Consider the following 25817-nt stretch of genomic DNA (forward strand, 5'->3'; position numbering starts at 1 on the left):
ACCTAATTCTGGCGCCGTTTGCCCACATGCCAAAAACCAGTGCCACGCTGCTGATAATCGATGATGACGAAGTAGTGCGCGCGAGCCTCGCGGCCTATTTGGAAGACAGTGGTTTCAGCGTCCTGCAGGCCAGCAACGGCCAACAGGGTCTTCAGGTATTCGAGCAAGACAAGCCCGACTTGGTCATCTGCGATCTGCGCATGCCGCAGATGGGTGGTCTCGAACTCATCCGTCAGGTCACCGAGCGGTCACCGCAAACGCCGATGATCGTCGTTTCGGGTGCCGGCGTGATGAACGACGCGGTCGAGGCGCTGCGCCTGGGTGCGGCGGACTACCTGATCAAGCCTCTTGAAGACCTGGCCGTGCTCGAGCACTCGGTGCGTCGCGCGCTGGATCGTGCGCGCCTGCTGCTGGAGAACCAGCGCTACCGCGAGAAGCTGGAGAAGGCCAACCGCGAGCTTGAAGCCAGCCTGAACCTGCTGCAGGAAGACCAGAACGCCGGTCGCCAGGTGCAGATGAACATGCTGCCGGAAAGCCCGTGGCGCATCGACGAGTTCCAGTTTGCCCACCAGATCATCCCGTCGCTGTACCTGTCGGGTGATTTTGTCGACTACTTCCGCGTCGACGAGCGTCGGGTGGCGTTCTACCTGGCCGACGTGTCGGGGCATGGTGCCTCTTCAGCGTTCGTCACCGTGCTGCTGAAGTTCATGACCACGCGCTTGCTGTTCGAATCCAAGCGCAACGGCACATTGCCGGAATTCAAGCCTTCGGAAGTCCTTGGTCATATCAACCGGGGGCTGATCAGTTGTAAGCTGGGCAAACACGTCACAATGGTCGGTGGAGTCATCGACGAGGAGACCGGTTTGTTGACCTATAGCATCGGCGGCCATCTGCCGTTGCCTGTGTTGTACACGCCTGACAGTGTTCGTTACCTCGAAGGCCGCGGTTTGCCGGTGGGCCTTTTCAACGAGGCCACCTACGAAGATCACGTGCTTGAGCTGCCACCGACGTTCAGCCTGACGCTGATGTCCGACGGTATTCTGGATCTGTTGCCAGAACCTACGCTCAAGGAAAAAGAAGCCGCTTTGCCACAACGGGTGAAGTCGGCGGGCGGCAGCCTGGATGGTCTGCGGCAAGTGTTTGGATTGGCCACGCTAGGGGAGATGCCGGATGATATCGCCCTGTTGGTGTTGAGCAGGAACCTTCAATGAGTACCGGTAGAATCCAGTTCGCCGAGCAGGACGGCACCTTCGTCCTGAAGTTCGTCGGTGAAGTTCGCCTGACCCTGTGTTCGGCGTTGGATGCGACTATTGAGAAAATCTTCACCGCGTTGAATTTCAACGCGATCGTGATCGATTTGACCGAAACCCGCAGCATCGACAGTACCACCCTTGGCCTGTTGGCCAAGCTGTCGATCCTGTCGCGGCAAAAGGTCGGCCTGCTGCCGACCGTCGTCACCACCCACGAAGACATTACCCGTCTGTTGCAGTCGATGGGCTTCGAGCAGGTGTTCAACATCGTTAACCACCCGGTGCCGTGCCCCGAGTGTCTGGATGACCTGCCGGATCAGGACCAGTCAGAAGAAGTGGTGCGGATCAAGGTGCTCGAAGCGCACAAGATCCTCATGGGCCTGAACGACTCCAATCGTGAAGCCTTTCATGATCTGGTTAACGCCCTCGAAAGACACTGATTCTTTGGGGTTGAGGTTGTCTGTTCCGGCCTCTTCGCGGGCAAGCCCGCTCCCACAGTGATTGAGTGAACCCGAGATCTTCATTCCACACCTGACCCTGTGGGAGCGGGCTTGCCCGCGAATGCGTCAGTCCAGACGATGCATCTTCCGGCACTGCATAAATAAAAAGGGCGAACCCAACCGGGTTCGCCCTTTTTGCATTTCAACCGCTCAGATCACAGCTTGGCCTGCAACAGCGCCTCGAGCTTCTCCTGGTCACGGGCAAACTGACGGATGCCCTCAGCCAGTTTCTCGGTAGCCATCGCGTCTTCGTTGGACAGCCAGCGGAATTGCGCTTCGTTGAGGCTCAGACGCGCTTCGCCGGCGTGGCCCGGGGCGAGTTTGCGCTCCAGTTTGCCGGTGTCGGCTGCCAGCTTGTCGATCAGATCCGGGCTGATGGTCAGGCGGTCGCAGCCGGCCAGTTGTTCGATCTGGCTCAGGTTACGGAAGCTGGCGCCCATGACCACGGTCTTGTAGTCATTGGCCTTGTAGTAGTTGTAGATGCGGGTGACCGACTGAACGCCCGGATCATCGGCACCGGTGTAGTCGTTGCCGTTTGCCTTTTTGTACCAGTCGTAGATGCGGCCCACGAACGGCGAGATCAGGAACACCCCGGCGTCAGCGCAAGCGGCAGCCTGAGCGAAGGAGAACAGCAGGGTCAAGTTGGTCTGGATGCCTTCCTTTTCGAGGATCTCGGCTGCGCGGATGCCTTCCCAGGTCGACGCGATCTTGATCAGCACGCGGTCACGGCCGATGCCGGCCTTGTCGTACAGCTCGATCAGGCGATGCGCACGCTTGAGCACGGCGTCCTGGTCGAACGACAGGCGCGCATCCACTTCGGTGGAAATGCGGCCCGGGATCACTTTGAGGATTTCCTGGCCGACGGCGACGCCGAAACGGTCGCTGGCCAGGCCCACGTCGCCCTTGCAGTCGCTGACGCAAGCGTTCAGCAGCTCGGCGTAAGCCGGGATGGCGGCGGCTTTGAGCAGCAGGGAAGGGTTGGTGGTGGCGTCGACCGGCTTGACCCGGGCGATCGCTTCGAAGTCGCCGGTGTCGGCAACCACGGTGGTCATCTGTTTGAGTTGTTCCAGCTTGGAAGTCATGGGTGTGCTCTGTCCTGTGGGTTTGACGACATTACCCGAGCGCTGACAGCCACTCAAGGGCATCAAGGCGTAACGGGTTCCCCGGGGGCAACAACCTGAAAACGGCTGTTTGAAGGGTGGGGCGCGGTATCGATGAATACGATGCCAAAATCGGCCGCAGGTTCAAAGCAACTGACGGCCAGCGCCCCTTGAGCACATTGATGGAGGTTATTGCTGGCTCAGCTGGGTTTTGACCGCAGTTTCTGCCGGTTTCGGCTGGCCATCGGACGTCAACAGACCGAAATTCTTTTCGCGGTCATTGCTGCCGGTGTCGCTGTTTTTCCATTCGTAAATCGAAGTCAGGGCAATGTTGCGGGTTTTGATATCGGCCACGAATGCGCTGATTTTGCTGGCCTGCCCCTCAATCCCGCCGTTGGAGGCGAGCGCCGAGATGCCCCATTCGCTGATCACCCCCGGCAGATGGAAGTTCTGCTGGATAAACGCCTGGGCGTTGCTGATCTGTGTACCGGTCATGCCGTACGGATGGTAGGAAACCGCGTTGAGGCACTTGGGGCACTCGCTGACGATTCGGTTAAGCGCCACCGTCGACGCCGAGCCGGCCGTTGGCGGCCGGGCAAAACCAAAACCGATCACCGGGACTGTCTGGGGTTTGTCTTGCAGGGTCTTGCACGCTGCGCTCATGAACGGCACGAAGGTCGTGTCGAAATTGCCGGTCGGCCAGTAGGTGCCGAGGTCCGGTTCATTCCACAACTCGATCGCCACCAGTTGTGAGCCATAGGTCGCTGCCAGGCTGGTCAGCGAGTTGGCATACGCGACCCCCGCGTTCGCCAGATCATTGGCCGGTAACGGCTTGGTCGCGCGCAGGGTCATCAGCACCGGAAGACCAGCAGCGCGGGCCACGGCGAAGGCATCGCTGATTTGCTTCTGGTAGGCCGCGCTGGGCAGGCTGTCAGTCCATACGCCAAAACGCACGAAACTGAAGCCGGTGGCTTTGACGCGCTCGGCGTCCGCAGCGGAAAAGGTCTGGACTTTGACCTGAACCCCGATGGTTTTATTGGCGGGCAATGCCGGGAACAGTTCATTGGCCTGGCACTGGCCGGTTGCCGCCAGCAGTAACAGGGTCAGGGCGCTCAGGGGTTTGAGATGGGCTGATTTCATGTCGGTTCTCCGGGTGAGAAGTGACAACGGCGAAAAGGTATCTCGAGATAACTGTTTCGAAACTAACAATGGCACTAAGTGCGCCAATGTTATTTTTTGTCAGGAAAACCCGACCTGAAAATCACAGTTATTTTTAGTCCGTTAATTGTGTTTTGGCGGCTTTTGACCCTGTGGTACTTAATACGCTGGTACTAACAGGGCGAATCTATTTCTGAGTGCAGGATGATCTAGTGGGTTCATTAAGATTCGCACTAGATGTTGGCAGAATGATATTACACAGGAAAGTAAACCTTGTTCAGAAATATCCTGGTTGTGTGCGTTGGCAATATTTGCCGAAGTCCGACAGCAGAACTTCTGCTGCGCAACGCGCTGACCCCCTCAACCATCTCCGTGACTTCCGCAGGCCTCGCAGCGCGAGTCGGCGAAGGCATGGAAGCCTCGGCACGCCAGGTGCTGGAAGACCACGGGCACAGCGCCGAGGGGTTCAAGGCGCGGCAATTGACGACCGATATCGTCAATGCATCAGACCTGATTCTGGTCATGGAAAAACAACATGTGAATCAGGTGCTGAAGATTGCTTCGCACGCCCGAGGCAAAGTGTTTCTTCTTGGCAAGTGGCAGAGCGAACGAGAAATACAGGATCCGTATCGTCAAGGTAAGGCCGCTTTTATTCATGCCCATGCATTGATTGAAGATGCTGTTAGCTCGTGGGCGCAGCGCCTCGGACATTGATGAATATTCTTCAGATCAGTGAATGGTAAGAAAGACTTATGCAGTTACCGTCAGTAATCGCCAACCGTGATAACGATCAAGACAGTATTGATCTTCTCGGCATATTCGGCAGTTTGATCGACCAGAAATGGCTGATCGGTGCATTCACCGGTGCCTTCATGGCCGCCGGCGTTGCCTATGCGGTACTGGCGACGCCGGTGTACCTGGCGAACGCGCTGGTGCAGGTCGAACCGAAAAAGAACGACATGCTCGGTTTTTCCGACCTCAGCAGCATGCTCGGCGGGCAATCGCCGTCGGTGACCGAAATCGGCATCATCAAATCCCGCGCGGTGATCGGCAAAACCGTCGACGACCTGCGCCTGGACATCGACGTCACCCCCAACACCTTCCCGGTCATCGGCGGTTTTCTCGCCCGGCGTTATCGCGGCGAAACCGAGTCCAGCGTGGCGCCGCCGCGTTTTGGCTTCAACAGCTACGCCTGGGGCGGCGAGCGTCTGGAATTCGCCCGGCTCGATCTGCCCAAAGAACTGTTGGGCAAGAAGCTCACCCTGATTGCAGGTGAGCAACAGCACTTTCAGTTGCTCGATGACAACGACAACTTGTTGATTGAAGGCGTCGCCGGCGAAGCCTTCGCGCAGGACGGCGTCGAGGGGGTGGTCGAACGTCTGCAAGCCAACCCGGGTGCCCGTTTTGAAGTGGTGCGCAATCCACGGATCGTGACCATTCAGGGTTACCAGGATGCGCTGGATATCTCCGAGCAAGGTAAAGAGTCGGGGATTATCCGTCTGGCGCTGGCCAGCGCCGACGCCGCCGAGGCGGTGAAAATCCTCAATAAGATTGCTGCGCTCTACGTCGATCAGAACGTACGTCGGACCTCGGCGGAAGCGGCGCAAAGCCTGGCGTTCCTGCAAAGCCAGTTGCCGCAGGTCAAGCGTGATCTGGCCAAGGCCAGCGACGCGCTGAACGCTTACCAGACCCACGGCAAGACCGTGAACATTTCCCTGGAAACCCAATCGGTGCTCGGCCAATCCGTGGCGCTGGAAACGCGGATTTCCGAGCTGAAAATGCAGCAGGCGGAAATGGATCGCAAATTCACCAAGCAGCATCCGGCGTATCGCGCCTTGATGTCGCAGATCGGTGAATTGACCCAGCAGCAGAAATCGCTGGAAGGCAAGGTCGGCGATCTACCGGCGACGCAACAAGAGCTGCTCAACCTGACCCGCGATGTGGAAGTGGCTTCGCAGATCTATACGCAGTTGCTGAACAAATCCCAGGAGCTGGACATTGTTCGCGCCGGTGCGGTGGGTAACGTGCGCCTGATCGACCCGGCGGATGTCGACCTGAGCAGCCCGGTCAAACCGAAAAAAGCCCTGATCGTGCTGATCGCGACGTTCCTCGGCGCCTTTGTCGGCGTGGCGCTGGTGCTGTTGCGCAAATCCCTGAGCAAGGGTCTGGAAGGCCCGGAAGCCATCGAACAGCTCGGGCTGCCGGTGTACGCCTCGATTCCCTACAGCGCCTTGCAGCGCGACGAGGACACGAAAAAGGGCCGGGCCAAAGTCACCGCCGAAACACCCGCTTATCTGCTGGCGCTGCGCAACCCGACCGACCTGTCCATTGAGTCGATCCGCAGCCTGCGCACCTGCCTGCATTTCGCCGCGCTGGATTCGACCAACAACCGCATCATGATCTCCGGCCCCAGCCCGCAGGTCGGCAAGACCTTCGTCTCGTCCAACCTCGCCGCGGTCATGGCGCAGAGCGGTCAGCGCGTGTTGCTGATCGACGCCGACATGCGCAAGGGCCACTTGCACAAGACGCTGAATGTACCGATCGCCAATGGTCTGTCGGACCTGCTGGTCAAGCGCTGCAGCATCGAGCAGGCGATCAACACCGTGGAAATCGACAACCTGCACTTCATCAGCCGTGGCCAGGTTCCACCGAACCCTTCCGAGCTGCTGATGCACGCCAACTTTCGCGACCTGCTCGCCGAGCTGAGTCAGCGCTACGACGTGGTGATCATCGATACGCCGCCCCTGCTGGCGGTGACCGATGCGGCGATTGTCGGACGTGAAGCCGGCATCAGCCTGATCGTCACCCGGTTTGCAGTAAACCCGGCCAAGGAAATTGAAGCGACCATTCGCCGCTTCGCGCAGAACGGCATCGAGCTCAAGGGTGCGGTGTTCAACGGCGTCGAAAAGCGCGCTGCCAGCTATTACGGCAATGGCAGCTACGGCTATTACAACTACGAATACGCGTCGGACAAATCCTGAGACTCAGGGGCGTTCCAACAGGCATGAAAGTGGGTGGGTTGTGAAGAAAATACTGCACGTGGCTGAAACGATAAAAGGTGGGGTCGCCACCGTTATCCGCACCATCTCGGCGTCGCCCGAAGGCCAGGATTCGAATTACGAGCTGGTCTATCTGGTGCCGCTCGACCAGAAACAAGAGCTGCACGGCATTGATGCACAGCAGATTCGCACGTTCGAACGCAGCGGGCGTGATGTGCGTTCGCTGCTGCGTTTTGCCTGGCAACTGACCCGGGTGATGCTCAAGGAAAAACCCGATGTGGTGCATTTGCACAGCACCTTTTCCGGGGTGATCGGCCGCGTGGTCTGTGTGCTTCTGCGACCGTGGCGTCGGCCGAAAATCGTCTACTGCCCGCACGCCTTTTCGTTCCTGATGGAAAGCTCGCCCATCAAGCAGAAGGTTTACGCCTCGATCGAGCGCGTCTTGCAGAAAGTCACCGACGTGATCATTTGCGTCAGCCGCTACGAGATGGACAAAGCCGCGCGGTTCGGTATCGAGCGCAAGCGCATGCGCCTGATCTACAACGGCATCCCGCACAAGGATGACGCACCGAGGGCCGACAACCCCGCGCCGATTCATCTGCTGTTCGTCGGTCGCCTCGATTACCAGAAAGGCTTCGACGTATTGCTCAAAGCCTTCGCCAAGGTACAGCGCAACGATCTGAAGCTGACCGTGGTTGGCAGTGCGGTCAACGAGGACACGGTCGAGTGCCCGCAGATGGACGCGGTCGAGTACCTGCCGTGGGTCACGCCGGCCGAAGTGCAGGCGCTGTATCAACAGGCCGACGCGCTGATCGTGCCGAGCCGCTGGGAGGGTTTCGCCATGGTGCCGCTGGAAGGCATGGCCATGGGTTTGCCGGTGATCGCCAGCAACTGCACGTCGCTGCCCGAACTGGTCACCCATGAAGTGTCCGGCTACGTCTTTCCCACCGGTGATCACCAGGCGCTGGCCGATGTGCTGGCGCGAATCCAGAAGCCGCGGTTGCTCGACCTCGGCAGCGAAGGCCGGAACATCGTGCGTGAGCGCTTCAGTGCCGCGCTGATGATCCGCCAGACCTACGACGTGTATTGCGCTCCCACTTATTAAGTAGAACTCAGCTTATGAACGTAACGATTTTGCATGGCTACAGTGCGTCCAACTCCGGTGACGGCCTGCTCGTCGATCTGGCCATCGCGTTGGTGCAGCGCAACTTTGGCGAAGACACCGCGATCAATGTCGTGGCCTCCGACCCGCAGTCTTTCGCCTACCTGCCGCACCCGCGTTTCGATGCGCCGGTGATGGCGGCCAAGGGCCTGGGGCGGGTCAAGCAGGCGGTGTTCCTCAATCAGTCGTATGCCGGGCTGGCGGATCTGTTGCGCAAGACCGATCTGATCGTCGGCGTCGGTGGCGGCTACATGCGCTCGAAAAGCGCCTTCGAACACATCAAGCTCAAACTCGGCCACGCCAAGCAACTGGAAACGGCGATCCTCAGCAAGGTGCCGTCGGTGTACCTGCCGCAAAGTATCGGCCCGTTCCATGGCGAGAGCCGCAAGATCGTCGATCACTACGCCAGCGCGGACGCGGTGTTCGTGCGCGATAACCGCTCCTCGGCAATGTTCGATGCCTGCGAAAACGTCTACCGCGCGCCGGATCTGGCGGTGCAGTCACTGGCCAGCAAGATTCTTCAGCAGCCGAAGTTCACCCGCTGTGCCGCGTCGCCGGCCACCGTGTGCGTGGTGCTGCGCAAGCCGCCGGAGTGGAGCAAGGAAAAGAAAGTCGCCTACGTCGCCAACCTGAAGTTGCTGCTGCAGCGTCTGAAGAACAAAAGCAAAGTGGTTTGCGCCGTACAGAGTGCCGTTCGCGGTAACGACGACGGTGCGTTCTATCGCGAACTGGGCATCAGCGAAGACCTGCTGTCGTTGAAGGCGACGATTGCCAAATATCAGCCGGACCTGGTGATCTCGGTGCGCCTGCACGGCGCCATCGAATCGCTGTTGTCCGGCGTCCCGGCGTACCACATCAGCTACGAGCGCAAAGGCTTTGGCGCCTATCAGGACATGGGCGTGGAAGACTGGGTGATCAATGGCGGCGACATCAATGTCGACACCATCATCGACACCGTGTACGCGCCGAACGCGCTGTCGAACTTCGGCAAGCGCCTGACCGACACCTGCCGCGAAATCGAAGCCAAGACGGTGATGATGGACGAGATCATCAAAGGCGTCGTTCGATGATATTTCGCTTGCTGCTGCGCGGCGGAGCCTTGGGCGCGAAGTTTCTGCTGGTGTTGGCCATCACCCATTACCTGGGCTACGAAGCGCTGGGGTTTTATGGCGTGGTGGTCGCCGCGTCGCTGATCGCTTCGAAGTTCTACAGCGTTGGTTTCAGTTCCGAGATCAACCGGTTGATCAGCGTCGGCGGCAGCTCGCGGCGGGTGGTCGACAAAGTCCTGCTGCTGTACCTGGCGGTGGGGCTGCTGCTGTCGCTGCTGACGGTGGGGATTTACTCGCTGTTCCAGCAGGTCGAGGCGAGCACCGCGCTGATCCTCTGCGTGACGCTGGTGTTGCTCACTGAACACCTGTCGTTCGAGATCAACTCGTTCGTGTTTTCTGCGCAGAAAGCCACCGCGGGCGCGCTGCTGTTCTTCATCAAGACCGGTCTCTGGGCGCTGCTGGCGGTGGGCGCGATGATGCTCGACTGGGTGTCGGGCATCGCCAGTGTGCTGTGGTTGTGGGTGGCCGCCAACGTGCTGGTGATCGTCGCCGGTTACCTGATCGTGGTGAATGTGCACAAGGGCCGGGTCAGCGAAGCACTGACTACCGCGACCGTGTGGAAGGCCGGGTTGCCGTTCTACTTCGGTACGGGGTTGATCGCGCTGAGTCAGTACGCCGAGCGTTTTCTGATTGCCGATCTCGAACCCTACGCCAGCCTCGGCAAATACGTGTATGCGTGGTCGGCGGCGAACACTCTGCAGGCGCTGTCTTACGCGGTGGTGGCGGTAGTCGGCATCCCGGTGCTGGCCAAGCGCTTTCAGGCGGATCAACAGGCGTTCAGCGTCCGGCAGTTGTTCGTCAACAAGTGGGTGATGCGCTCGTTAGCGGTGTCGGCGGCGGTGGCCGTGCTGATCTATCTGTTCTTCAACGTGGTGCTCGATTACGTCGCCAGCAGCGTGCCGCGTCCGGATAACGCACTCCTCGGCGTGTTGATCTTTTCCTTTGCCCTGCGAGCCATCGGCGACATCGTCTGGGGCGGTCTGATCGCCTCGAAAAACAGTCGGGTGTCATTCGCCAGCGCGGCGATCTGCCTGCTGGTGTCGGTACCGGTCAGCTACCTGCTGATCAAGCACTATTCGATTTATGGCGCGGCGTGGGGCAATGTCTTTGCGATCATCGTGCAGCTCGGGGTGATCGCCGTGTTGACTCGGGCGACCCATGCCAAAGGGGCGCTGGCATGGGGTTGAAGTTGCCGTGCATCGAGTTTCGCGGCCGCAGACTCGATTCCTCGCTGTCGTTCCTGATTCTGTTTACCGGGCTGTTTCTGTCGGTGGCGATGCCGCTGCTGATCCCGCGCGATCCGGGGCCGGATGCGATGACCTTATGGTCGTCCTACGCCCGGGCCGACAACTGCAATTTCTGGAACCCATTCTCGCCGGATCGCTCCTCCTACGAGTGTTCGGCGTTCCTGCTGCGGCCCACCGGGATCAACCTGACCAACGCTTGGGCCTACGGGATGTTCTGCAACTTCTTCCTCACGGCGATTCCGGTGGTGGTGTTCCGGCGCATGCCGCTGGCGATCTTCGGCACCCTGTGTCTGTGGGGGATTGTGCGTTCGTTCTTCCTGGAAAACCTGACCAAGGAAATCATCGTCTCGGTGGCGGTGCTGAGCATTTTGTTCAGCTCGCTGACACGCAAATACCGCGGCGGATTTTTTCTGTCGGCGGTGATCTACGGTGTGCTGATCCGGCCTTACTGGATTCTGTTTTCGCTGTCGTGGGTCGGCGTCTGCGTGATGAAGAAGTACGTGTCGCGCTTCACCTTCTTCCTGATGCTATTCCTGTTTTACCTGGCGGTGGCCATGGCGATTCAGCTGGCGTTGGGGTTTCCGGTGTCGTCGATTCGCGCCAGCAACAACGAGTTGCGCACGGCGGGGGAGGAGGGGTCGAAATCGCTGATCGTCTCGTGGCTCAGCGGCAGTGACTTCGTCTCCCAGGCGCTGGACTCGATGATCATTTTTTTCCGGCTGTCGTTCCCGGTGGAGCTGATTCTGTTGTCCGGGCCGGGCCAGGTGATCTTTGTGGCGCTGATGATCATGACCGCGCTGCTGCTGTTCAAAGTCATCACCTCCACCGACTACAAAGGCGCGCCGATCGAAACCAAACCCAAGGAACTGATCGCGATCCCGCTGGCGTTTCTGTTAGTGCAAGGCTTGTTCGAGCCGGACTTCGGCTCCTTCGCCCGGCACTTTTCCATGGTGGTGCCGGTGCTGTTTGTCGGCCTGGGCCTGATGTTGCGTGCGAACAAACCGGTGCGGGTTGAATCACGCGTTCTGAATTGAGGCAGGTGCTGTATGTCGAGCAAGAAAAAGTCCCTGGAGATCGAAACCCTGCGTGGTCTGGCGTGCCTGCTGCTGGTGCTCTACCACGTCATCGGCCCGTTGGGCGGAGGGCTGAAAATCGATCTCAGCTCGCCGTTTCGGGTGATCGCCGACTCGATGGTGTACGTGCGCATGCCGCTGTTCACCTTTATTTCCGGCTACATCTATTCGATCTACAAAATTCGCGGCAATGACTTTTCCGCATTCTTCAGCGGCAAGGTGCGACGGTTGATCGTGCCGTTGTTTTGCGTCGGTGTGCCGTTCTCGGTGTTGCAGGCGGTGGGGCCGGGGGTGAACAAGGACGTCGGCGTGATCGATGCGTTGTTGTCGTTCTGGGTGCCGGTCAATCACTTCTGGTTCCTGCAGGCGGTGTTCATCATTTTCATGTTCGTCGGCCTGCTGGAATGGCGCGGGATGCTGCGTTCGATGTCGCGCTTGTATCTGCTGTTCGCCTTCGCTGCGGCGCTGTTTCTGCTGCCGCCGTTCAAGCTCGATGCGTTCGGCATCAATGGTGCGATTTACCTGCTGCCGTTTTTTGTGGCGGGGATGATTGGCCAGGAAAATGTCGAGGCGTTGAAGCAGCGGTTCAAGGTGATCGGGCCGCTGGTGTTTGTGTTGATTTCGTTGACGCTGCTGTACGTGGCGGCGATTGACCGTGAGTTGATCGTCGACCGCCGCAGCCTGATCGGCTTGACCGTGGGCTGCGTGTCCTGCATCGCCTTGCTGTCGAGTGACATGCGCTCGAAATGGCTGACCTGGCTGGGCGGCTACTCTTACGCGATCTTTCTGTTTCATGTGTTGTTTGCGGCGACTTCGCGGTTTGTCATGGGACGGCTGGGTGTGAAAGACGAAAGCATTCTGGTGCTCAGTGGGCTGCTGTTTGGTCTGTTGGGGCCGGTGGTGCTGTCGATGATTTTCAGTCGCTTCAATGTCACTTCGATGCTGTTTCTCGGGGAGCGCGCGGCGAAGAAAAAACCGGTGGCGAGCGTTACGCCAGTGGTGCAGACCCAACGGATTTAACGTCGTACACCATTCCCTGTAGGAGCTGCGGCACGCTGCGATCTTTTGAGGTTGAAGATCAAAAGATCGCAGCCTCGTTTCACTCGACAGCTCCTACAGAGAATTGGTGTAAGACGCCGAGCCAATGTGGGAGCGAGCCTGCTCGCGAAGGGGCCATTCCAGACTGAAGGAAATAATGCATGTTGGCAGTAAATGACGCTCAGCCCGTCGCGGCGTCGGTGGTGGAAGTGGGCGATGCCCGCGAGCGCTTTGCGCAGTGGCGCGAAGGCGAGGCCGGGAAGGTGTTGTCGGTCTCGGTAATTGGCGACAGCTACAGCGCCGGGCAGGATTTCTACCTGAACAAACTGGTGCAGCGCGTGGCCGGCGAAGTGGGTTTTGCCGGCCCCGGTTACGTCGGTTTCAACCACGGCGCCGCGCTGGGGGGCACGCATTTCAAATACACCCGCAGCAGCGAAAAGTACTTCGGCGGTGGCTGGCAGGTTTCCGGTCTCGGTCAGGCCAGCCCCGACAGCCGCACGATCACCGGCAAGCCCGGCGCCTGGTTGCAAATCGATGCCAGCCCGACACCGGCCATCGACACCCAAGTCACCCAGGCGAAATTGCTCTACCTGGGCAACGGCGAAGCCAGTGAGCTGCGCTACCGTTGGACACCCTCGGAAGACTGGCAGCCATTGACGCTCAAGGGGTCGGGCGTTCAGGAAGTACCGCTTGCAGGTCTCTCTTCAGCGCCAGACTGGTCATTCAAACTGGAAGTGGTGAAGGGCGCACCGACCTTGTTTGGCCTGTGGCTGAGCAACGATCAGCACGGCGTGCGGGTTTCAAAACTGGCGGCCTCGGGCGCGGCCTCGGCGGATTTCTATCACCAGAACCCGCAATGGCAGGCGCAGTGGAAAGCCGCCGTGTCGAAGATCCCCGCCGACGTTTACCTGATCATGCTCGGCGGCAACGATCAGGGCTTCGGGGTCAAACCCGAACAGTACCTGCACAACGTTCAAGGGTTGGTGGCGATGATCCGCGAGATCCAGCCGGCGGCGAGCATCAACCTGATCATGCGTCAGGACACCACGCGGTCCAGTGCCTATCCGATGTCGGCGTATGCGCAGGTTCTGCAGCCATGGGCGCATGAGCAGCAGTTGGGCTTTGCCAATCTGCAATGCGCGTTCGGCCCTGACGTCAAACGCTATGCGGCGGCGATGATCGGGCCGGACAAGATTCATCCGCAGCCGGCCACGGGTGGGAAAGTGATTGCCGACTACTTCTATCGCTGGATCGTCAGTGGCATCAACACAACCAGTTGCGACCCAACGAAACCCCTGTAGGAGCTGCCGAAGGCTGCGATCTTTTGATCTTGTTTTTCTAGATCAGGATCAAAAGATCGCAGCGTTCCGCAGCTCCTACAGGGGGAGTGTTTTTATTTGAAGTGATCTATCTGGCTCAGGAGCTCCGCAGTCTTCTGCGGCATCAGTTGCGTCGCACACCGTGTCTCGACATTGATGATGATTGCCGGCTCGTTGCAGCACAGGCGTACGCGGAAGCGCCAGTCGCTGAAGATCACCTTCAGGCCATCACGGTCATCCATTTCCAGCGCCTGCTCGGCATACAGGTGTTTCAGATGGGCGAGCAGGGGATAGGGATCGGCCAGCGGCCGGCGAATGTCGCCGGACGCCGGAAACATGCCGATGCGCTCCACCAGCAAAATACTGCCCAGCCACGACTCGTTGGCGCTGGGCAACGGCTGATGGCGTGACAGCCAGCTCACCGCCCCGAGGTTGCCCACCTCCCGTTCAATCTCTGCTGCATGCTGTGCCATGTTCATGGTTGCCTCCTGAAAAGAGAAGTGGGCGGGAGCCGTCTCAGCGGCCCTTGAGGTAGACGTTGTCGTAGCAGAAGTTGGTCGCCTGCAGGTAACCCTCGGCGTCGCCGCAGTCAAAGCGCAGGCCCTTGAACTTGTAAGCCAGCACGCAACCGTTTTGCGCCTGTTTCATCAGCGCGTCGGTGATCTGGATCTCGCCGCCCTTGCCCGGTTGGGTGTCGGCGATCAGGTCGAAGATGTCCGGGGTGAGGATGTAGCGGCCGATGATCGCCAGGTTCGACGGCGCGTCCTGCGGCGCCGGTTTTTCCACCATGTTATTGACCCGGTAGATGCCCTCGGACATCAGTTCGCCGGCGATCACCCCGTACTTGTGGGTCTGGTCGGCCGGGACTTCCTGGATGGCGACGATCGAGCAGCGGAATTTTTTGTACAGCTGGATCATCTGCGAGAGCACGCCATCACCGTCCAGGTTCAGGCACAGGTCATCGGCCAGCACCACGGCGAAGGGTTCATCGCCGATCAACGGGCGGCCGCTGAGAATCGCGTGACCGAGGCCCTTCATTTCCACCTGACGGGTGTAGGAGAAGGTGCAGGTGTCGATCAGCTCGCGGGTGCCGGCGAGGAATTTCTCTTTCTCGGTGCCGCGGATCTGGTGTTCGAGTTCGTAGCTGATGTCGAAGTGGTCTTCCAGCGCACGCTTGCCCCGACCGGTGACGATGGCCATGTGTTGCAGGCCGGCGTCCCGTGCTTCTTCAACGGCGTATTCGATCAACGGCTTGTTGACGATCGGCAGCATCTCTTTCGGCATGGCTTTGGTCGCCGGCAAGAAACGCGTGCCGTAACCGGCAGCGGGGAACAAACATTTACGAATCATAAAAGTATCCTGGACAGTCATGGAACACAGGCAACGGGTGCGCGCACTTATCAAAGCGCACAAGTTTCAATGATTATTGAACGAGTACTTTAATACCTGAGTCAGGTTGTTAATGGCAATTAGCGCAGGGGGTAAAACATGACAATGTTATGAGATGTCGGTTATAGCGTTATTGGTTATTTTTAGTCGGTATCTGTTGATAGTGATGAGTGTACTCGAGGTGCTAATAAGTACCGGGCAATACAGTTTGACCTGCAAAAATATTTATTGCCAGTGGTTGAACTAATTTTGTTTAAGGCTGTTGTCGTCCTTATTTGTGTGGTGCGCCACAGATTCAATGAAAGGGACTTGACAGGCTACTTGTCACTTATCCAATGACGGACCGCGCTATGAAGATTCTGGTAACGGGTGGCGCCGGCTATATCGGCTCGCACACCACACTTGCGCTGCTTGAAGCAGGTTATGAAGTTGTTGTACTGGATAATCTTTGCAACAGCAGCGATGCGGCACTGCATGCGATAGAAGGTATTTGCGGCAAAAGCGCGCTGATGATTCGCGGCGATGTCTGCGACCGGCCGTTGCTCGACCGGATTTTTCGCGAACATCAGATCGAAGCCGTGCTGCATTTTGCCGGGCTCAAGGCCGTCGGCGAGAGCGTGCGCAAGCCGCTGGATTATTACGAGAACAACGTCGGCGGCAGCATCACGCTGTGTCAGGCGATGGCGGCGGCCGGGGTGTTCCGGCTGGTGTTCAGCTCGTCGGCCACGGTGTACGGCGAGCCTGAGCAGATGCCGATCCGCGAGGATTTCCCCACCGGTATTCCGACCAATCCTTACGGCCAGTCCAAGCTGATCGTCGAGAACGTGCTGCGCGACCTGAGCCAGGCCGAACCGCGCTGGAGCATCGCCTTGCTGCGCTACTTCAACCCGATCGGCGCCCACCACAGCGGGCACATGGGTGAAGACCCCAACGGTATTCCCAATAACCTGCTGCCTTACATCAGCCAGGTCGCGGTCGGCAGCCTGCAGGAGCTGTCGATTTTCGGTGACGATTACCCGACCATCGACGGCACCGGGGTGCGCGATTACATCCATGTCGTCGACCTCGCCGATGGCCATCTCAAAGCCTTGCAATCGATTGCCGACCGTCCGGGCATTCACACCTGGAACCTCGGCACCGGCGACGGCTACAGCGTGATGCAAGTGCTGCGAGCCTTCGAACAGGCTTGCGGGCAGCCGGTGCCGTACCGGGTGATGCCGCGGCGCAGCGGCGATATTGCCGAGAGCTGGGCCGACGCCTCGAAAGCGCAAAAAGAACTCGGCTGGAAAGCCACGCGCAGTTTGCAGGACATGGTCACCGACACTTGGCGCTGGCAATCGAATCATCCGCGCGGTTATCTCGAATGATGTCGTTCTAATACTGAATGTTAGTTTCGGTCAGCTGTTAGATATCGTCGGGAAAATACGCTGGAAATGCCTTTTGCAAGTCCGTAGATATAAACCTGCCGTTCGACTTTTATCAGTTGGGTAAGACTGTGAAAGAACGACGGATCTTGTTCGCGCTTTTCGCGGACTTGAACGCTACCACCGCTAACTCAGGCCGGTTTTTAACAGGCCGAATGTTAGAAAGGAGTTGATATGAAAAAAGTGATGGCGATTGCCCTGTTGACGATGTTGAGCAACTGGGCGTCCGCTGCTGAAGCGCCGCTTACTGCGGTGACCAATGTATCTGGCAGTGTCGCGGCTTCTACAGCGCCTGCTGCCAGTACTGCAATGGTTGCCAGTGCAGTCGCGGCGTCCAATAGCGGCGGAAGTGCCAACGGCGGTACCACGGGCACCACCGGTACTACCGGTACCACTGGCACGCACAACTAACAGGAACATTTGTTAGTGCAGTACAGGGTCGCCCGACGCAAGTCGGGTGACTTTATTTTTAGATTCGCCCTTGAATAGCGTAGTGCCATTATGACTCGTAGTTTTTCTCTTTTGCTGTTGGCAAGTATCGCTTTGCAAGGTTGCATGTTTTCCCCCGGCCAATACCTGAGCACCGGCGACATCACGCGCCAGGGCGCCAGCGAAAGCAGTCGGGTCGAGTTGATCCCGATCACGCCCAAGTTGATCTCGATGACCCGTGCCACGCAGAAGCGTGAGACGGTGCCGGCGGAACTGTTGGCAACGCCGGCGGAATACCGCATCGGCAGCAACGATGTGCTGTACATCACGGTCTGGGATCACCCGGAGCTGACCGCGCCTTCGGGGGCACAACAGCAGATCGACGCCAACGGTCGACTGGTGCGCTCCGATGGCACGCTGTACTACCCGTTCATCAAGGAAGTGCAGGCGGCCGGCAAGACCATTCAACAGCTGCGCTCGGACATCGAAACCCGCCTGTCGGCGTTCATCGCCGAGCCGCAAGTGGATGTCGCGGTGCTGCGTTTCGCCAGTCAGAAAGTGGTGGTTTCGGGGGCCGTGGCCAAGGCCGGTCCGCAGCCGATTTCCACCAACCCGTTGAGCGTGGTCGAAGCCCTCGGTACGGCCGGCATCGATACCAACAACGCCGATCTGTCGGGCCTGCTGCTGACGCGCAATGGCCGGGTGTATCCGCTCAATCTCGACTCGCTGAACCAGCAGGATTCCGAGTTGCAGCACGTCTTCCTCAAGGGCGGCGATCAGTTGTATCTGCCGTACAACGACAACAAGCGCATCTACGTCATGGGTGAAGTCAACCAGCCCCGTGCGCTGAGCTTCAAGACCGCGACGATGAACCTCTCCGACGTGCTCGGTTCGGTCGGCGGCTTGAGCCAGACCACCTCCAATGGCAACGCGGTGTATGTGATTCGCGGGGTGGAAAACCTCGATGTCGAGCCGGCGAAAATCTATCAACTGGAAGCTCAGTCGCCGACCTCAATGGCACTCGCTTCGCACTTTGAAGTGCGTCCGCAGGATGTGGTGTACGTCGGCCCGGCCAACGTCACGCGCTGGAACCGCTTCATCAGCCAACTGGTGCCGTCGGCATCGATTGTCGGGACCGGGGCTTCCGCTGCGAAGAACTGGAGCGAATTCAGTAACAACAGCAAATAAGGCCGACCGTGAAAACCTTGAAAGTGGGCGTCTGCCTGATGGCGGCCTTGATGTTGTGTGGCTGTAACCCGCTGATGACCGCCTCGGTGCGCAACCTCAAGTCGGCGGTGATCGGGCCGGACGAGCTGGACGTGAGCGCGGCCCAGGTGGCCGAGGTCAAGTACCCGCAAATCAAACTGACCACGCCGTCCGGCTCCGGGGTGCTGGCGCTGGTGCGCGAGCGGGAAGACCTGCAGTTCTGGGTCGCCTCCGGCAAACAGGTGTTGCTGCTGCGTGACGGCCTCGCCGTGCGCACCATCGGCCTCGGCGTCGAGGGCGACCTAGACGGTACGCGGCTGGCCGACGACGCGCCGTTCAAACGCGGCCTGCATCAAGTCGCCGATGGTTTCACCAGTCAGCGCTGGATCGACCTGTACAAGGGCCAGGAAGTCGGTTTGATCGTCAATAGCCGGTTCTCCCGCCGATCCACGCAAACCCTGCAAATTCTCGACAAGGAATACACCGTGCTGCGTGTCGACGAACGTATCGACGTCCCGGCCATCGGCCTGCACGCGACCAACCATTACTGGGTCGATCCGCTGGACGGTTTCATCCTGCAGAGCGAGCAGCAACTGACCGCGCAAATGCGTGTGCGCATCGTGCAACTGACCCCTGATCGCAGGCATCTGCCGTGAAGCGCTTACGGATGTTATCGGCGGGGCTGCTGTTGCTCAGCGGCGTCAGTCAGGCGGCGGTCACGGTCAGCGGCGATGTCGCCAACCCAGGGCCGGTGGAATTGCCGCCGGGCGGGCGCTTGCTCGACGTGATCAGCGTGGCGCTGCCGAATGCCGAAGGTTACTGGCTGGCCGGCGTGTTGCTGCGCCAGTCGTTGCTGGAACAGCAGGCGCGGCTCAAGGCCGGGGTGTTGTTCGATCTCGATGTGTTGCAGCGCATGGCCTCGTTGTTTGATCGACCGAGCCGCGCGGCACTGGCGCTGCGCCTGGCCGAGCAGGTGCGGCAGATGCCGGTCACCGGGCGTCAGGTGGCGGACCTCGATCCGGTCGCGGTGGAAGTCGGTTTCGCGCGCAACATTCGTTTGGACGACGGCGATCGGCTGATCTACCCGAAACGGGTCGACGAGGTGCAAGTGTTGGGCGCGGTCGCCGAAACCTGTCACCTGCCTTATCAGCCTCTGCTGGAGGCGCGCGAGTACCTGGAAAGCTGCACACCGCTGGACGATGCCGAGGCCGATTACCTGTGGCTGATCCAGCCCAATGGTGCGGTGCGGCGGGTGGGTATCGCGCACTGGAATCGCGAGAGCGGGCAGTTCCCCGTGGCCGGCAGCAAGATTCTGGTGCCGGTGAAAAATGATGATCTGGATCCGCCTGTTCCTGAACTGAATCAGCAGTTGGCCGAATTGATTGCCACGCAGCTGGCTGAGGTGGTTCGTTGAAGTTACGTGTTGCAGCTGTGTTGTTATTGCCGTGCGGTCTGGTGCATGCCGAGCCGCGTATTACCCAAAATGATTTCGGCGGCACCGGTCTGTTGCAGACCCCGACCGCGCGCATGGCTCCGGCCGGCGAACTGAGCGTCAACGCCAACCGAACCGAGCCTTACAGCCGCTACAGCGTGTCGTTGCAGCCACTGGACTGGCTCGAAGGTTCGTTCCGCTACACCGCGATTACCAACCGGCCGTACGGCTCCGAGGCGCTGAGCGGCAGCCAGAGCTACAAGGACAAGGCGGTCGACGCCAAAGTCCGGCTGTGGCAGGAAAGCCACTGGGCGCCGGAAGTCGCGCTGGGCTTCCGAGACATTGGCGGTACGGGTCTGTTCTCCAGCGAATTTTTTGTCGCCAACAAACGCTTCGACAATTTCGATTTCAGCGCCGGCATTGCCTGGGGTTACCTGGGTAATCGCGGCGACCTCGACAACCCGCTGGGCTACGTCAGTGATCGCTTCGATACCCGACCGGCTCTTGAAGGGACCGGTGACGTCAACTCCGGCTCGTACTTTCGCGGTCGGCCGTCGTTCTTTGGTGGCGTGAGCTATCAGACGCCGTGGGATCGACTCAGCCTGAAACTCGAATACGAAGGCAACGACTACAAGCACGAGCCGAAGGACAACGTGATCAAGCAAGACTCGCCGATCAACTTCGGTGCGGTGTTCAAGGTGGCTGATTCGGTGGACGTCAGCGCGGCGTGGGAGCGCGGCAATACGGCGATGTTCGGCATCACGTTTCACACCAATTTCGTCAGCCGCAAGGCGCCGGCCAAGACCTACGACCCGACGCCTGAACCGCTGCCGGCGAAGATGCCGACCACACCAATGGAACAGGTCAACTGGGCCGACGTGTCGCAACGTTTGCAGCAGAATGCCGGGTACAAGGTCGAGCGCATCAGTCAGCGCGATTCCGAGCTGATCGTATACGGCGAGCAGCAGCGCTACTTCCATTCGTCCAAGGCCGTTGGCCGCGCGAGCCGGATTCTCGACAACAGCGTGAACGACGACATCAACTGGTTCACCGTGGTCAACAAGCGTTACGACCTGCCGCTGGAAGAGACCAGCGTGCCGCGCCAGACCTTCCGCGAAGTGATCAACAACGAGGAGCCGCTGGAGTCGTTGCACCGCACGACCGAGATCAATCCGGCGATGCCGCACAACGAGAAAACCCTCTACAGCGAAGCGCCGCAGCACTTCAACTATGGCGTCGGCCTGGGCTTCAAGCAGAACGTCGGCGGCCCGGATGGTTTGCTCTATCAATTCAGCGCCGATGCGGACGCCGAGTACCGCTTCAACCGCAACACCTGGTGGAACGGCCTGCTCAGTGCCAACCTGGTGAACAACTTCGACAAGTTCACCTACGATGCGCCGAGCGGCCTGCCGCGGGTGCGTACCGATTTGCGTCAGTACCTGACCACCTCGGAAGTGACCATGCCGTTATTTCAGGTCAGCCATGCCGAGCAGTTGGACAAGGACCTGTATGGCATGGTCTACGGCGGCTATCTGGAATCGATGTTTGCCGGCGTCGGCGGTGAGGTGCTGTTCCGGCCGACCGGCGAGCGCTGGTCGGTGGGGGCGGATCTGAACTACGTGCGCCAGCGCGAGTTCGCCCAGGGTTTCGGCCTGCGCGACTACTCGGTCTGGACCGGGCACATCACCGGCTACACCGATTTGCCGTACGACACACTGGCTGCAGTCAGCGTCGGTCGTTACCTGGCCGGCGACTGGGGCGGTACGCTGGACATCTCCCGCGAGTTCTTCAACGGCGTGCGCTTCGGTGCCTGGGCCACGATCACCACGGCTGGCAGTGCCGAGTACGGGGAGGGTAGTTTCGACAAGGGCATCTACCTGTCGATCCCGTTCGACGAAATGATGAGCATGTCGACCATGCGCCGCGCCAATCTGGTCTGGGCCCCTCTGACCCGTGACGGCGGCGCCAGGCTCAATCGCAGCTTCCAGCTGCACTCGATGACCGATAGCCGCGAGGGTGACATGTTCTACCGCAACTTCTCGAAGATTACCGAGTAAACCTAGAGCCTTCTCGGGACCTGTGGGATCGGGCTTGCCCGCGAAGGCGTCGGCACATTCAACATATGTGCTGCCTGACCCACCGCTTTCGCGGGCAAGCCACGCTCCCACAGTGTTTTGTGGTGAGGCACATATCCCGATCCATACCGAGATCCCCTGTGGGAGCGAGCTTGCCCGCGAAGGCGTCGGCACATTCAACATCTGAGCTGCCTGACCCACCGCTTTCGCGGGCAAGCCTGAACTGGCCTAATGATTTTGGACACCTCAATCGGGCGCTATGATGGCGCCCAAATCTGAGGTGTTTGGATATGCGTAAATCTTATTCAAGTGAGTTCAAACTCAAGGCTGCCAGCATGGTGCTGGACGAGGGGCAGTCGGTTCCCGAGGTCTGTGCCAGTTTGGACATGGGCCCTACGGCCTTGCGCCGCTGGGTCGATCAGGTTCGTAAGGAGCGCTTGGGCTCGACTCCGGTGGGAGCCAAGGCGATTACTGCAGATCAGAGAGAGATTCAGGAACTTAAAGCCTTACTCAGGCAAAGAGACCGGGATATCGAAATCCTAAAAAAAGCCAGTGCTCTCCTGCTTTTGGACGCCAAAGATCACTCTCGTTGATCTGTGAGCTGGGCGAGCAGTATGGCGTTAACGATTGCTGTCGTGTGTTCGGAATAAACCGCAGTAGCTTTTACGCATGGCGTCAGCGCCAAGGCAAAGTGAGCCCTAGGCGAGAGAAGCTCAAGGCCATGCTGGTCAAGCATCACAAGGCGTCGAGAGAGTCCGCGGGCGCTCGTACCTTGGCTAAACAGCTGCAAGCAGGCGGGCATGATGTCGGGCGGTTCATGGCTCGCAGCTTGATGCGAGAAGCAGGCATTGTCAGCCGTCAACGCCGGCGCCATAAGTACAAGTCACCTGGCGTGGAAGCGTTGGTGGCACCGCATGTGCTCAAACGCAAGTTTGATGTTACGGCGGTCAATCAGGTGTGGTGTGGGGACGTGACGTACATCAAAGTCGGCAAGCGCTGGCTGTATTTCGCGGCGGTTCTGGACTTGTTCGCTCGCCGGATTGTGGGCTGGTCATTTTCGATGATCTCCGATGCCACGCTGACCTGCGAAGCCCTGCGGATGGCGATTGAACTACGCGGTCGCCCAAAAGACGTACTGTTTCACTCCGACCAAGGTTGCCAGTACACCAGCCATAAATTCAGAAATGAACTGCTGGAACATGGACTCCGGCAGAGCATGAGCCGTAAAGGCGAATGCTGGGACAACGCTGCGATGGAGCGTTTCTTTGGAAGTTTGAAATCAGAGTGGGTGCCAGAAGCAGGCTACGAATCGGAGCATGAGGCCCGAGCGGATGTGCAGCGCTATGTATCGCGCTACAACATCACCAGGCCACATAGCTACAACGACTATCGGTCACCAGTCGCCAGGGAGAAGTTGGCGGCGTGAAACCTTAATCAGTGTCCAAGATTACTTGACCAGTTCAGCCACGCTCCCACAGTGTTTTGTGGTGAGGCACATATCCCGATCCATGCCGAGATCCCCTGTGGGAGCGGGCTTGCTCGCGAAGGCGCCGGCCCATTTAACATCTGTGCTGCCTGACCCACCGCTTTCGCGGGCAAGCCACGCTCCCACAGTGTTTTGTGGTGAGGCACATATCCCGATCCATGCCGAGATCCCCTGTGGGAGCGGGCTTGCCCGCGAAGGCGCCGGCCCATTCAACATCTGTGCTGCCTGACCCACCGCTTTCGCGGGCAAGCCACGCTCCCACAGTGTTTTGTGGTGAGGCACATATCCCGATCCATACCGAGATCCCCTGTGGGAGCGGGCTTGCCCGCGAAGGCGTCGGCACATTCAACATATGTGCTGCCTGACCCACCGCTTTCGCGGGCAAGCCACGCTCCCACAGTGTTTTGTGGTGAGGCACATATCCCGATCCATACCGAGATCCCCTGTGGGAGCGAGCTTGCTCGCGAAGGCGTCGGCACATTCAACATCTGAGCTGCCTGACCCACCGCTATCGCGGGCAAGCCACGCTCCCACAGTGTTTTGTGGTGAGGCACATATCCCGATCCATACCGAGATCCCCTGTGGGAGCGAGCTTGCTCGCGAAGGCGTCGGCACATTCAACATCTGAGCTGCCTGACCCACCGCTTTCGCGGGCAAGCCACGCTCCCACAGTGTTTTGTGGTGAGGCACATATCCCGATCCATGCCGAGATCCCCTGTGGGAGCGGGCTTGCCCGCGAAGGCGTCGGCACTGCCACCTTCGCAACAGCCTGACCCACTACCCAAATCCCGCCCACAAAAAAGGGGACTTTCGTCCCCTTGCGGTATCGCCTGGCTTGTCACCAGCCCATCAATAAATATCTTTCGACAACAGCGTAAAAGGCGTCTTCACCAGGATCTTCAGATCCAGCCACAACGACCAGTTGTTGATGTAATGCAGATCCATCTCCACCCGACGCTGCATCTTGTCGAGGGTGTCGGTCTCGCCACGGCAGCCGCTGATTTGCGCCAGGCCGGTGATGCCCGGTTTGATTCGGTGACGAGCCATGTACGCGAGGATTTTCCCCGAGTAGTAGTGGTTGTGCGCGACAGCGTGAGGACGCGGGCCGACCAGGGCCATCTGCCCTTGCAGCACGTTGAACAACTGCGGCAGCTCATCCAGAGAGGTGCGGCGGATGAAGCGCCCGACGGCGGTAATACGCGAATCATTGCGGCTGGCCTGGATCACCTCGCGATCATCGTGCACGCGCATCGAGCGGAATTTCCACACCTGAATCACCTTGCCGTTCCAGCCGTGGCGATCCTGTTTGAAGAACACCGGCCCCGGCGAGTTGATCTTCACCGCCAACGCGATGAACAGCAGCACCGGGCTCAACAGAATGATCGCCAGCAGCGCCACGCCTTTTTCCACCAGACTTTTGCTCAGCGCAGCAGTAGGGCGGCTGGTCAGCGGGCTTTCGTTGAGACAGATTGCCGGCAGACCATCCACGACCTTCACCGAGTGGTTGAGCAGGGTCAGACTGTTCAAGTCCGGCACCCAGACCACATCAACGTTGGCCCCGAGCAAATCGACGTACATCGCTTCGATTTTCGCCGCTTCCGCCAGCGGCAGGGTGATGTACAGACGGCGGATGTCATGATCCTTGATCAGTTGCAGCAGATCTTCCTGATCGCCCACCACTCGCGGCGCATCCGAATCCAGAACCGGTTTCGTGCCATTGCTGACCAAACCTACCAATGGCAGGTTTTCCACCAGACTGATCTTCTGCGCCAGGCCCAGCGCCAACTCACCCGTGCCGACAATCAGGGTTTTCTGCGCACTGGTGCGGGAGCGCTGGTAGTACTTGGAAAACGCATGCAGCGGCGCGTACAGCAGCGCCTGACCGAGGAAGCCGTACACCGCCCAGCTTAGCGTCACTTCACGGGAAAACACCTCGTCGGCCTTGCACACGAACGCGATGCCGGCCAGCGCGAGCATGGTCATCGACCAGCCCATGAACAGACGTCCCAGACCCGTCAGGTAATTGTCCTGTTTGCGGTACACGCCGCTAAACGTATACGCCGGTACCGAGGCCAATACCGCCAGTGTCGCGCACAGGCGGTAATAGAACTCGACGGTGCCTGTGTGCCGTTCAGCCAGTATGAATAACAACGCAACAATGAAAGCCTGCGCCAATGCCCATTGGCCCCAGAAGGTAAGTCCCTTGAGGCCGTTATTTCGATTGATCCGTAGAGAGAGTTCCATGAGATATCCCCAGAAATACGTCCATTCAGGTTTCGACAGTTAAAGTCCGAGTTGCTAGATAGGCTTGTTGTTGTTATTGGACGAGTGTCCTGAGGTAACAACGTCGATAGGCCGCACTGTCGTCAATCAATAGACTAAGTTATTGCCGGAGAGGGTGTCTGACGAGTTCTAACAAGG

23 protein-coding genes are annotated in these 25817 nt (G+C 59.2%); 18 read left to right on the top strand and 5 right to left on the bottom strand.

Features of this window, described 5'->3' with window-relative positions; genetic code table 11:
* Positions 1 to 26 precede the first annotated feature (26 nt).
* Both rssB and rssC read left to right on the top strand, forming a co-directional pair.
* On the top strand, positions 27 to 1211 hold the full coding sequence (gene rssB / locus KVQ82_RS10720) for a two-component system response regulator RssB (RefSeq protein WP_041074010.1): 1185 nt from the start codon (positions 27 to 29) through the stop codon (positions 1209 to 1211).
* Positions 1208 to 1690 (top strand): anti-sigma factor antagonist RssC, encoded by a 483-nt coding sequence (gene rssC / locus KVQ82_RS10725; protein ID WP_003226553.1) that lies wholly within the window; start codon positions 1208 to 1210, stop codon positions 1688 to 1690. Before rssB ends, rssC begins: the two co-directional genes overlap by 4 nt.
* Before the next feature lie 215 nt (positions 1691 to 1905).
* On the opposite strand, the gene tal is transcribed toward rssC, so the two are convergent.
* Entirely contained in the window at positions 1906 to 2832 is a 927-nt protein-coding gene (gene tal / locus KVQ82_RS10730) for a transaldolase (RefSeq protein WP_027611470.1), read from the bottom strand.
* A 207-nt stretch (positions 2833 to 3039) separates the two neighbouring features.
* Complete coding sequence (locus tag KVQ82_RS10735) at positions 3040 to 3990, bottom strand: glycosyl hydrolase family 5 (RefSeq protein WP_222018828.1); 951 nt, start codon at positions 3988 to 3990, stop codon at positions 3040 to 3042.
* A 291-nt stretch (positions 3991 to 4281) separates the two neighbouring features.
* Between KVQ82_RS10735 and KVQ82_RS10740 the strand changes: the two genes are divergently transcribed.
* The 8 genes from KVQ82_RS10740 to KVQ82_RS10775 all read left to right on the top strand — a co-directional run bounded on the left by KVQ82_RS10740 (position 4282) and on the right by KVQ82_RS10775 (position 13937).
* Positions 4282 to 4722 (top strand): low molecular weight protein-tyrosine-phosphatase, encoded by a 441-nt coding sequence (locus tag KVQ82_RS10740; protein WP_108183325.1) that lies wholly within the window; start codon positions 4282 to 4284, stop codon positions 4720 to 4722.
* Between the two features lie 38 nt (positions 4723 to 4760).
* The gene (locus tag KVQ82_RS10745) at positions 4761 to 6989 is read left to right on the top strand and encodes a polysaccharide biosynthesis tyrosine autokinase (RefSeq protein ID WP_222018829.1); all 2229 of its coding nucleotides are present in this window, start codon (positions 4761 to 4763) and stop codon (positions 6987 to 6989) included.
* Between the two features lie 40 nt (positions 6990 to 7029).
* Entirely contained in the window at positions 7030 to 8112 is a 1083-nt protein-coding gene (locus KVQ82_RS10750; protein WP_222018830.1) for a glycosyltransferase, read from the top strand.
* 14 nt (positions 8113 to 8126) lie between these two features.
* On the top strand, positions 8127 to 9239 hold the full coding sequence (locus KVQ82_RS10755; protein WP_108183322.1) for a polysaccharide pyruvyl transferase family protein: 1113 nt from the start codon (positions 8127 to 8129) through the stop codon (positions 9237 to 9239).
* Positions 9236 to 10465 (top strand): polysaccharide biosynthesis C-terminal domain-containing protein, encoded by a 1230-nt coding sequence (locus KVQ82_RS10760; RefSeq protein WP_222018831.1) that lies wholly within the window; start codon positions 9236 to 9238, stop codon positions 10463 to 10465. The genes KVQ82_RS10755 and KVQ82_RS10760 overlap by 4 nt, the downstream gene beginning before the upstream one ends.
* Positions 10456 to 11559 carry a hypothetical protein gene (locus KVQ82_RS10765; RefSeq protein WP_222018832.1) on the top strand — a complete coding sequence of 368 codons (1104 nt, stop codon included), beginning with the start codon at positions 10456 to 10458 and terminating at the stop codon, positions 11557 to 11559. Before KVQ82_RS10760 ends, KVQ82_RS10765 begins: the two co-directional genes overlap by 10 nt.
* 12 nt (positions 11560 to 11571) lie before the next feature.
* Positions 11572 to 12618, top strand: coding sequence for an acyltransferase family protein (locus KVQ82_RS10770; protein WP_222018833.1), 1047 nt, complete (start codon positions 11572 to 11574; stop codon positions 12616 to 12618).
* Positions 12619 to 12797: 179 nt separating this feature from the next.
* The gene (locus KVQ82_RS10775) at positions 12798 to 13937 is read left to right on the top strand and encodes a GDSL-type esterase/lipase family protein (RefSeq protein WP_222018834.1); all 1140 of its coding nucleotides are present in this window, start codon (positions 12798 to 12800) and stop codon (positions 13935 to 13937) included.
* A gap of 92 nt (positions 13938 to 14029) precedes the next feature.
* Here KVQ82_RS10775 and KVQ82_RS10780 read toward each other — a convergent pair whose 3' ends face one another.
* Both KVQ82_RS10780 and galU read right to left on the bottom strand, forming a co-directional pair.
* Complete coding sequence (locus KVQ82_RS10780; RefSeq protein WP_222018835.1) at positions 14030 to 14434, bottom strand: mannose-1-phosphate guanylyltransferase; 405 nt, start codon at positions 14432 to 14434, stop codon at positions 14030 to 14032.
* 37 nt (positions 14435 to 14471) lie between these two features.
* A complete protein-coding gene (galU, locus tag KVQ82_RS10785) occupies positions 14472 to 15305 on the bottom strand; it encodes a UTP--glucose-1-phosphate uridylyltransferase GalU (protein ID WP_047295217.1) in 834 nt (277 codons plus the stop codon).
* 389 nt (positions 15306 to 15694) lie between these two features.
* Between galU and galE the strand changes: the two genes are divergently transcribed.
* The 8 genes from galE (at position 15695) to KVQ82_RS10820 (ending at position 23336) form a co-directional block, all read left to right on the top strand.
* Positions 15695 to 16711, top strand: a complete 1017-nt coding sequence (gene galE / locus KVQ82_RS10790; protein WP_222018836.1) for a UDP-glucose 4-epimerase GalE — start codon at positions 15695 to 15697, stop codon at positions 16709 to 16711.
* 231 nt (positions 16712 to 16942) lie between these two features.
* Positions 16943 to 17179 (top strand): hypothetical protein, encoded by a 237-nt coding sequence (locus KVQ82_RS10795; protein ID WP_003226528.1) that lies wholly within the window; start codon positions 16943 to 16945, stop codon positions 17177 to 17179.
* A 144-nt stretch (positions 17180 to 17323) separates the two neighbouring features.
* Complete coding sequence (locus tag KVQ82_RS10800; RefSeq protein ID WP_232966796.1) at positions 17324 to 18385, top strand: polysaccharide biosynthesis/export family protein; 1062 nt, start codon at positions 17324 to 17326, stop codon at positions 18383 to 18385.
* An 8-nt stretch (positions 18386 to 18393) separates the two neighbouring features.
* Positions 18394 to 19059 carry a YjbF family lipoprotein gene (locus KVQ82_RS10805; RefSeq protein ID WP_222018837.1) on the top strand — a complete coding sequence of 222 codons (666 nt, stop codon included), beginning with the start codon at positions 18394 to 18396 and terminating at the stop codon, positions 19057 to 19059.
* Positions 19056 to 19817, top strand: a complete 762-nt coding sequence (locus tag KVQ82_RS10810; RefSeq protein ID WP_313902820.1) for a capsule biosynthesis GfcC family protein — start codon at positions 19056 to 19058, stop codon at positions 19815 to 19817. Before KVQ82_RS10805 ends, KVQ82_RS10810 begins: the two co-directional genes overlap by 4 nt.
* Positions 19814 to 21892 (top strand): YjbH domain-containing protein, encoded by a 2079-nt coding sequence (locus KVQ82_RS10815; RefSeq protein WP_222018838.1) that lies wholly within the window; start codon positions 19814 to 19816, stop codon positions 21890 to 21892. Before KVQ82_RS10810 ends, KVQ82_RS10815 begins: the two co-directional genes overlap by 4 nt.
* Before the next feature lie 308 nt (positions 21893 to 22200).
* The gene (locus KVQ82_RS31545; RefSeq protein ID WP_232967021.1) at positions 22201 to 22503 is read left to right on the top strand and encodes a transposase; all 303 of its coding nucleotides are present in this window, start codon (positions 22201 to 22203) and stop codon (positions 22501 to 22503) included.
* Complete coding sequence (locus KVQ82_RS10820; RefSeq protein WP_260687688.1) at positions 22500 to 23336, top strand: IS3 family transposase; 837 nt, start codon at positions 22500 to 22502, stop codon at positions 23334 to 23336. Before KVQ82_RS31545 ends, KVQ82_RS10820 begins: the two co-directional genes overlap by 4 nt.
* Positions 23337 to 24245: 909 nt before the next feature.
* On the opposite strand, the gene KVQ82_RS10825 is transcribed toward KVQ82_RS10820, so the two are convergent.
* Positions 24246 to 25640: an undecaprenyl-phosphate glucose phosphotransferase gene (locus KVQ82_RS10825; protein WP_222018839.1), complete on the bottom strand. Its 1395-nt coding sequence runs from the start codon at positions 25638 to 25640 to the stop codon at positions 24246 to 24248.
* Between the last annotated feature and the right edge of the window lie 177 nt (positions 25641 to 25817).

Origin of the sequence: Pseudomonas sp. AO-1 (genome assembly GCF_019775695.1) — a bacterium.
Taxonomy (GTDB): Bacteria; Pseudomonadota; Gammaproteobacteria; order Pseudomonadales; family Pseudomonadaceae; genus Aquipseudomonas; species Aquipseudomonas parakoreensis.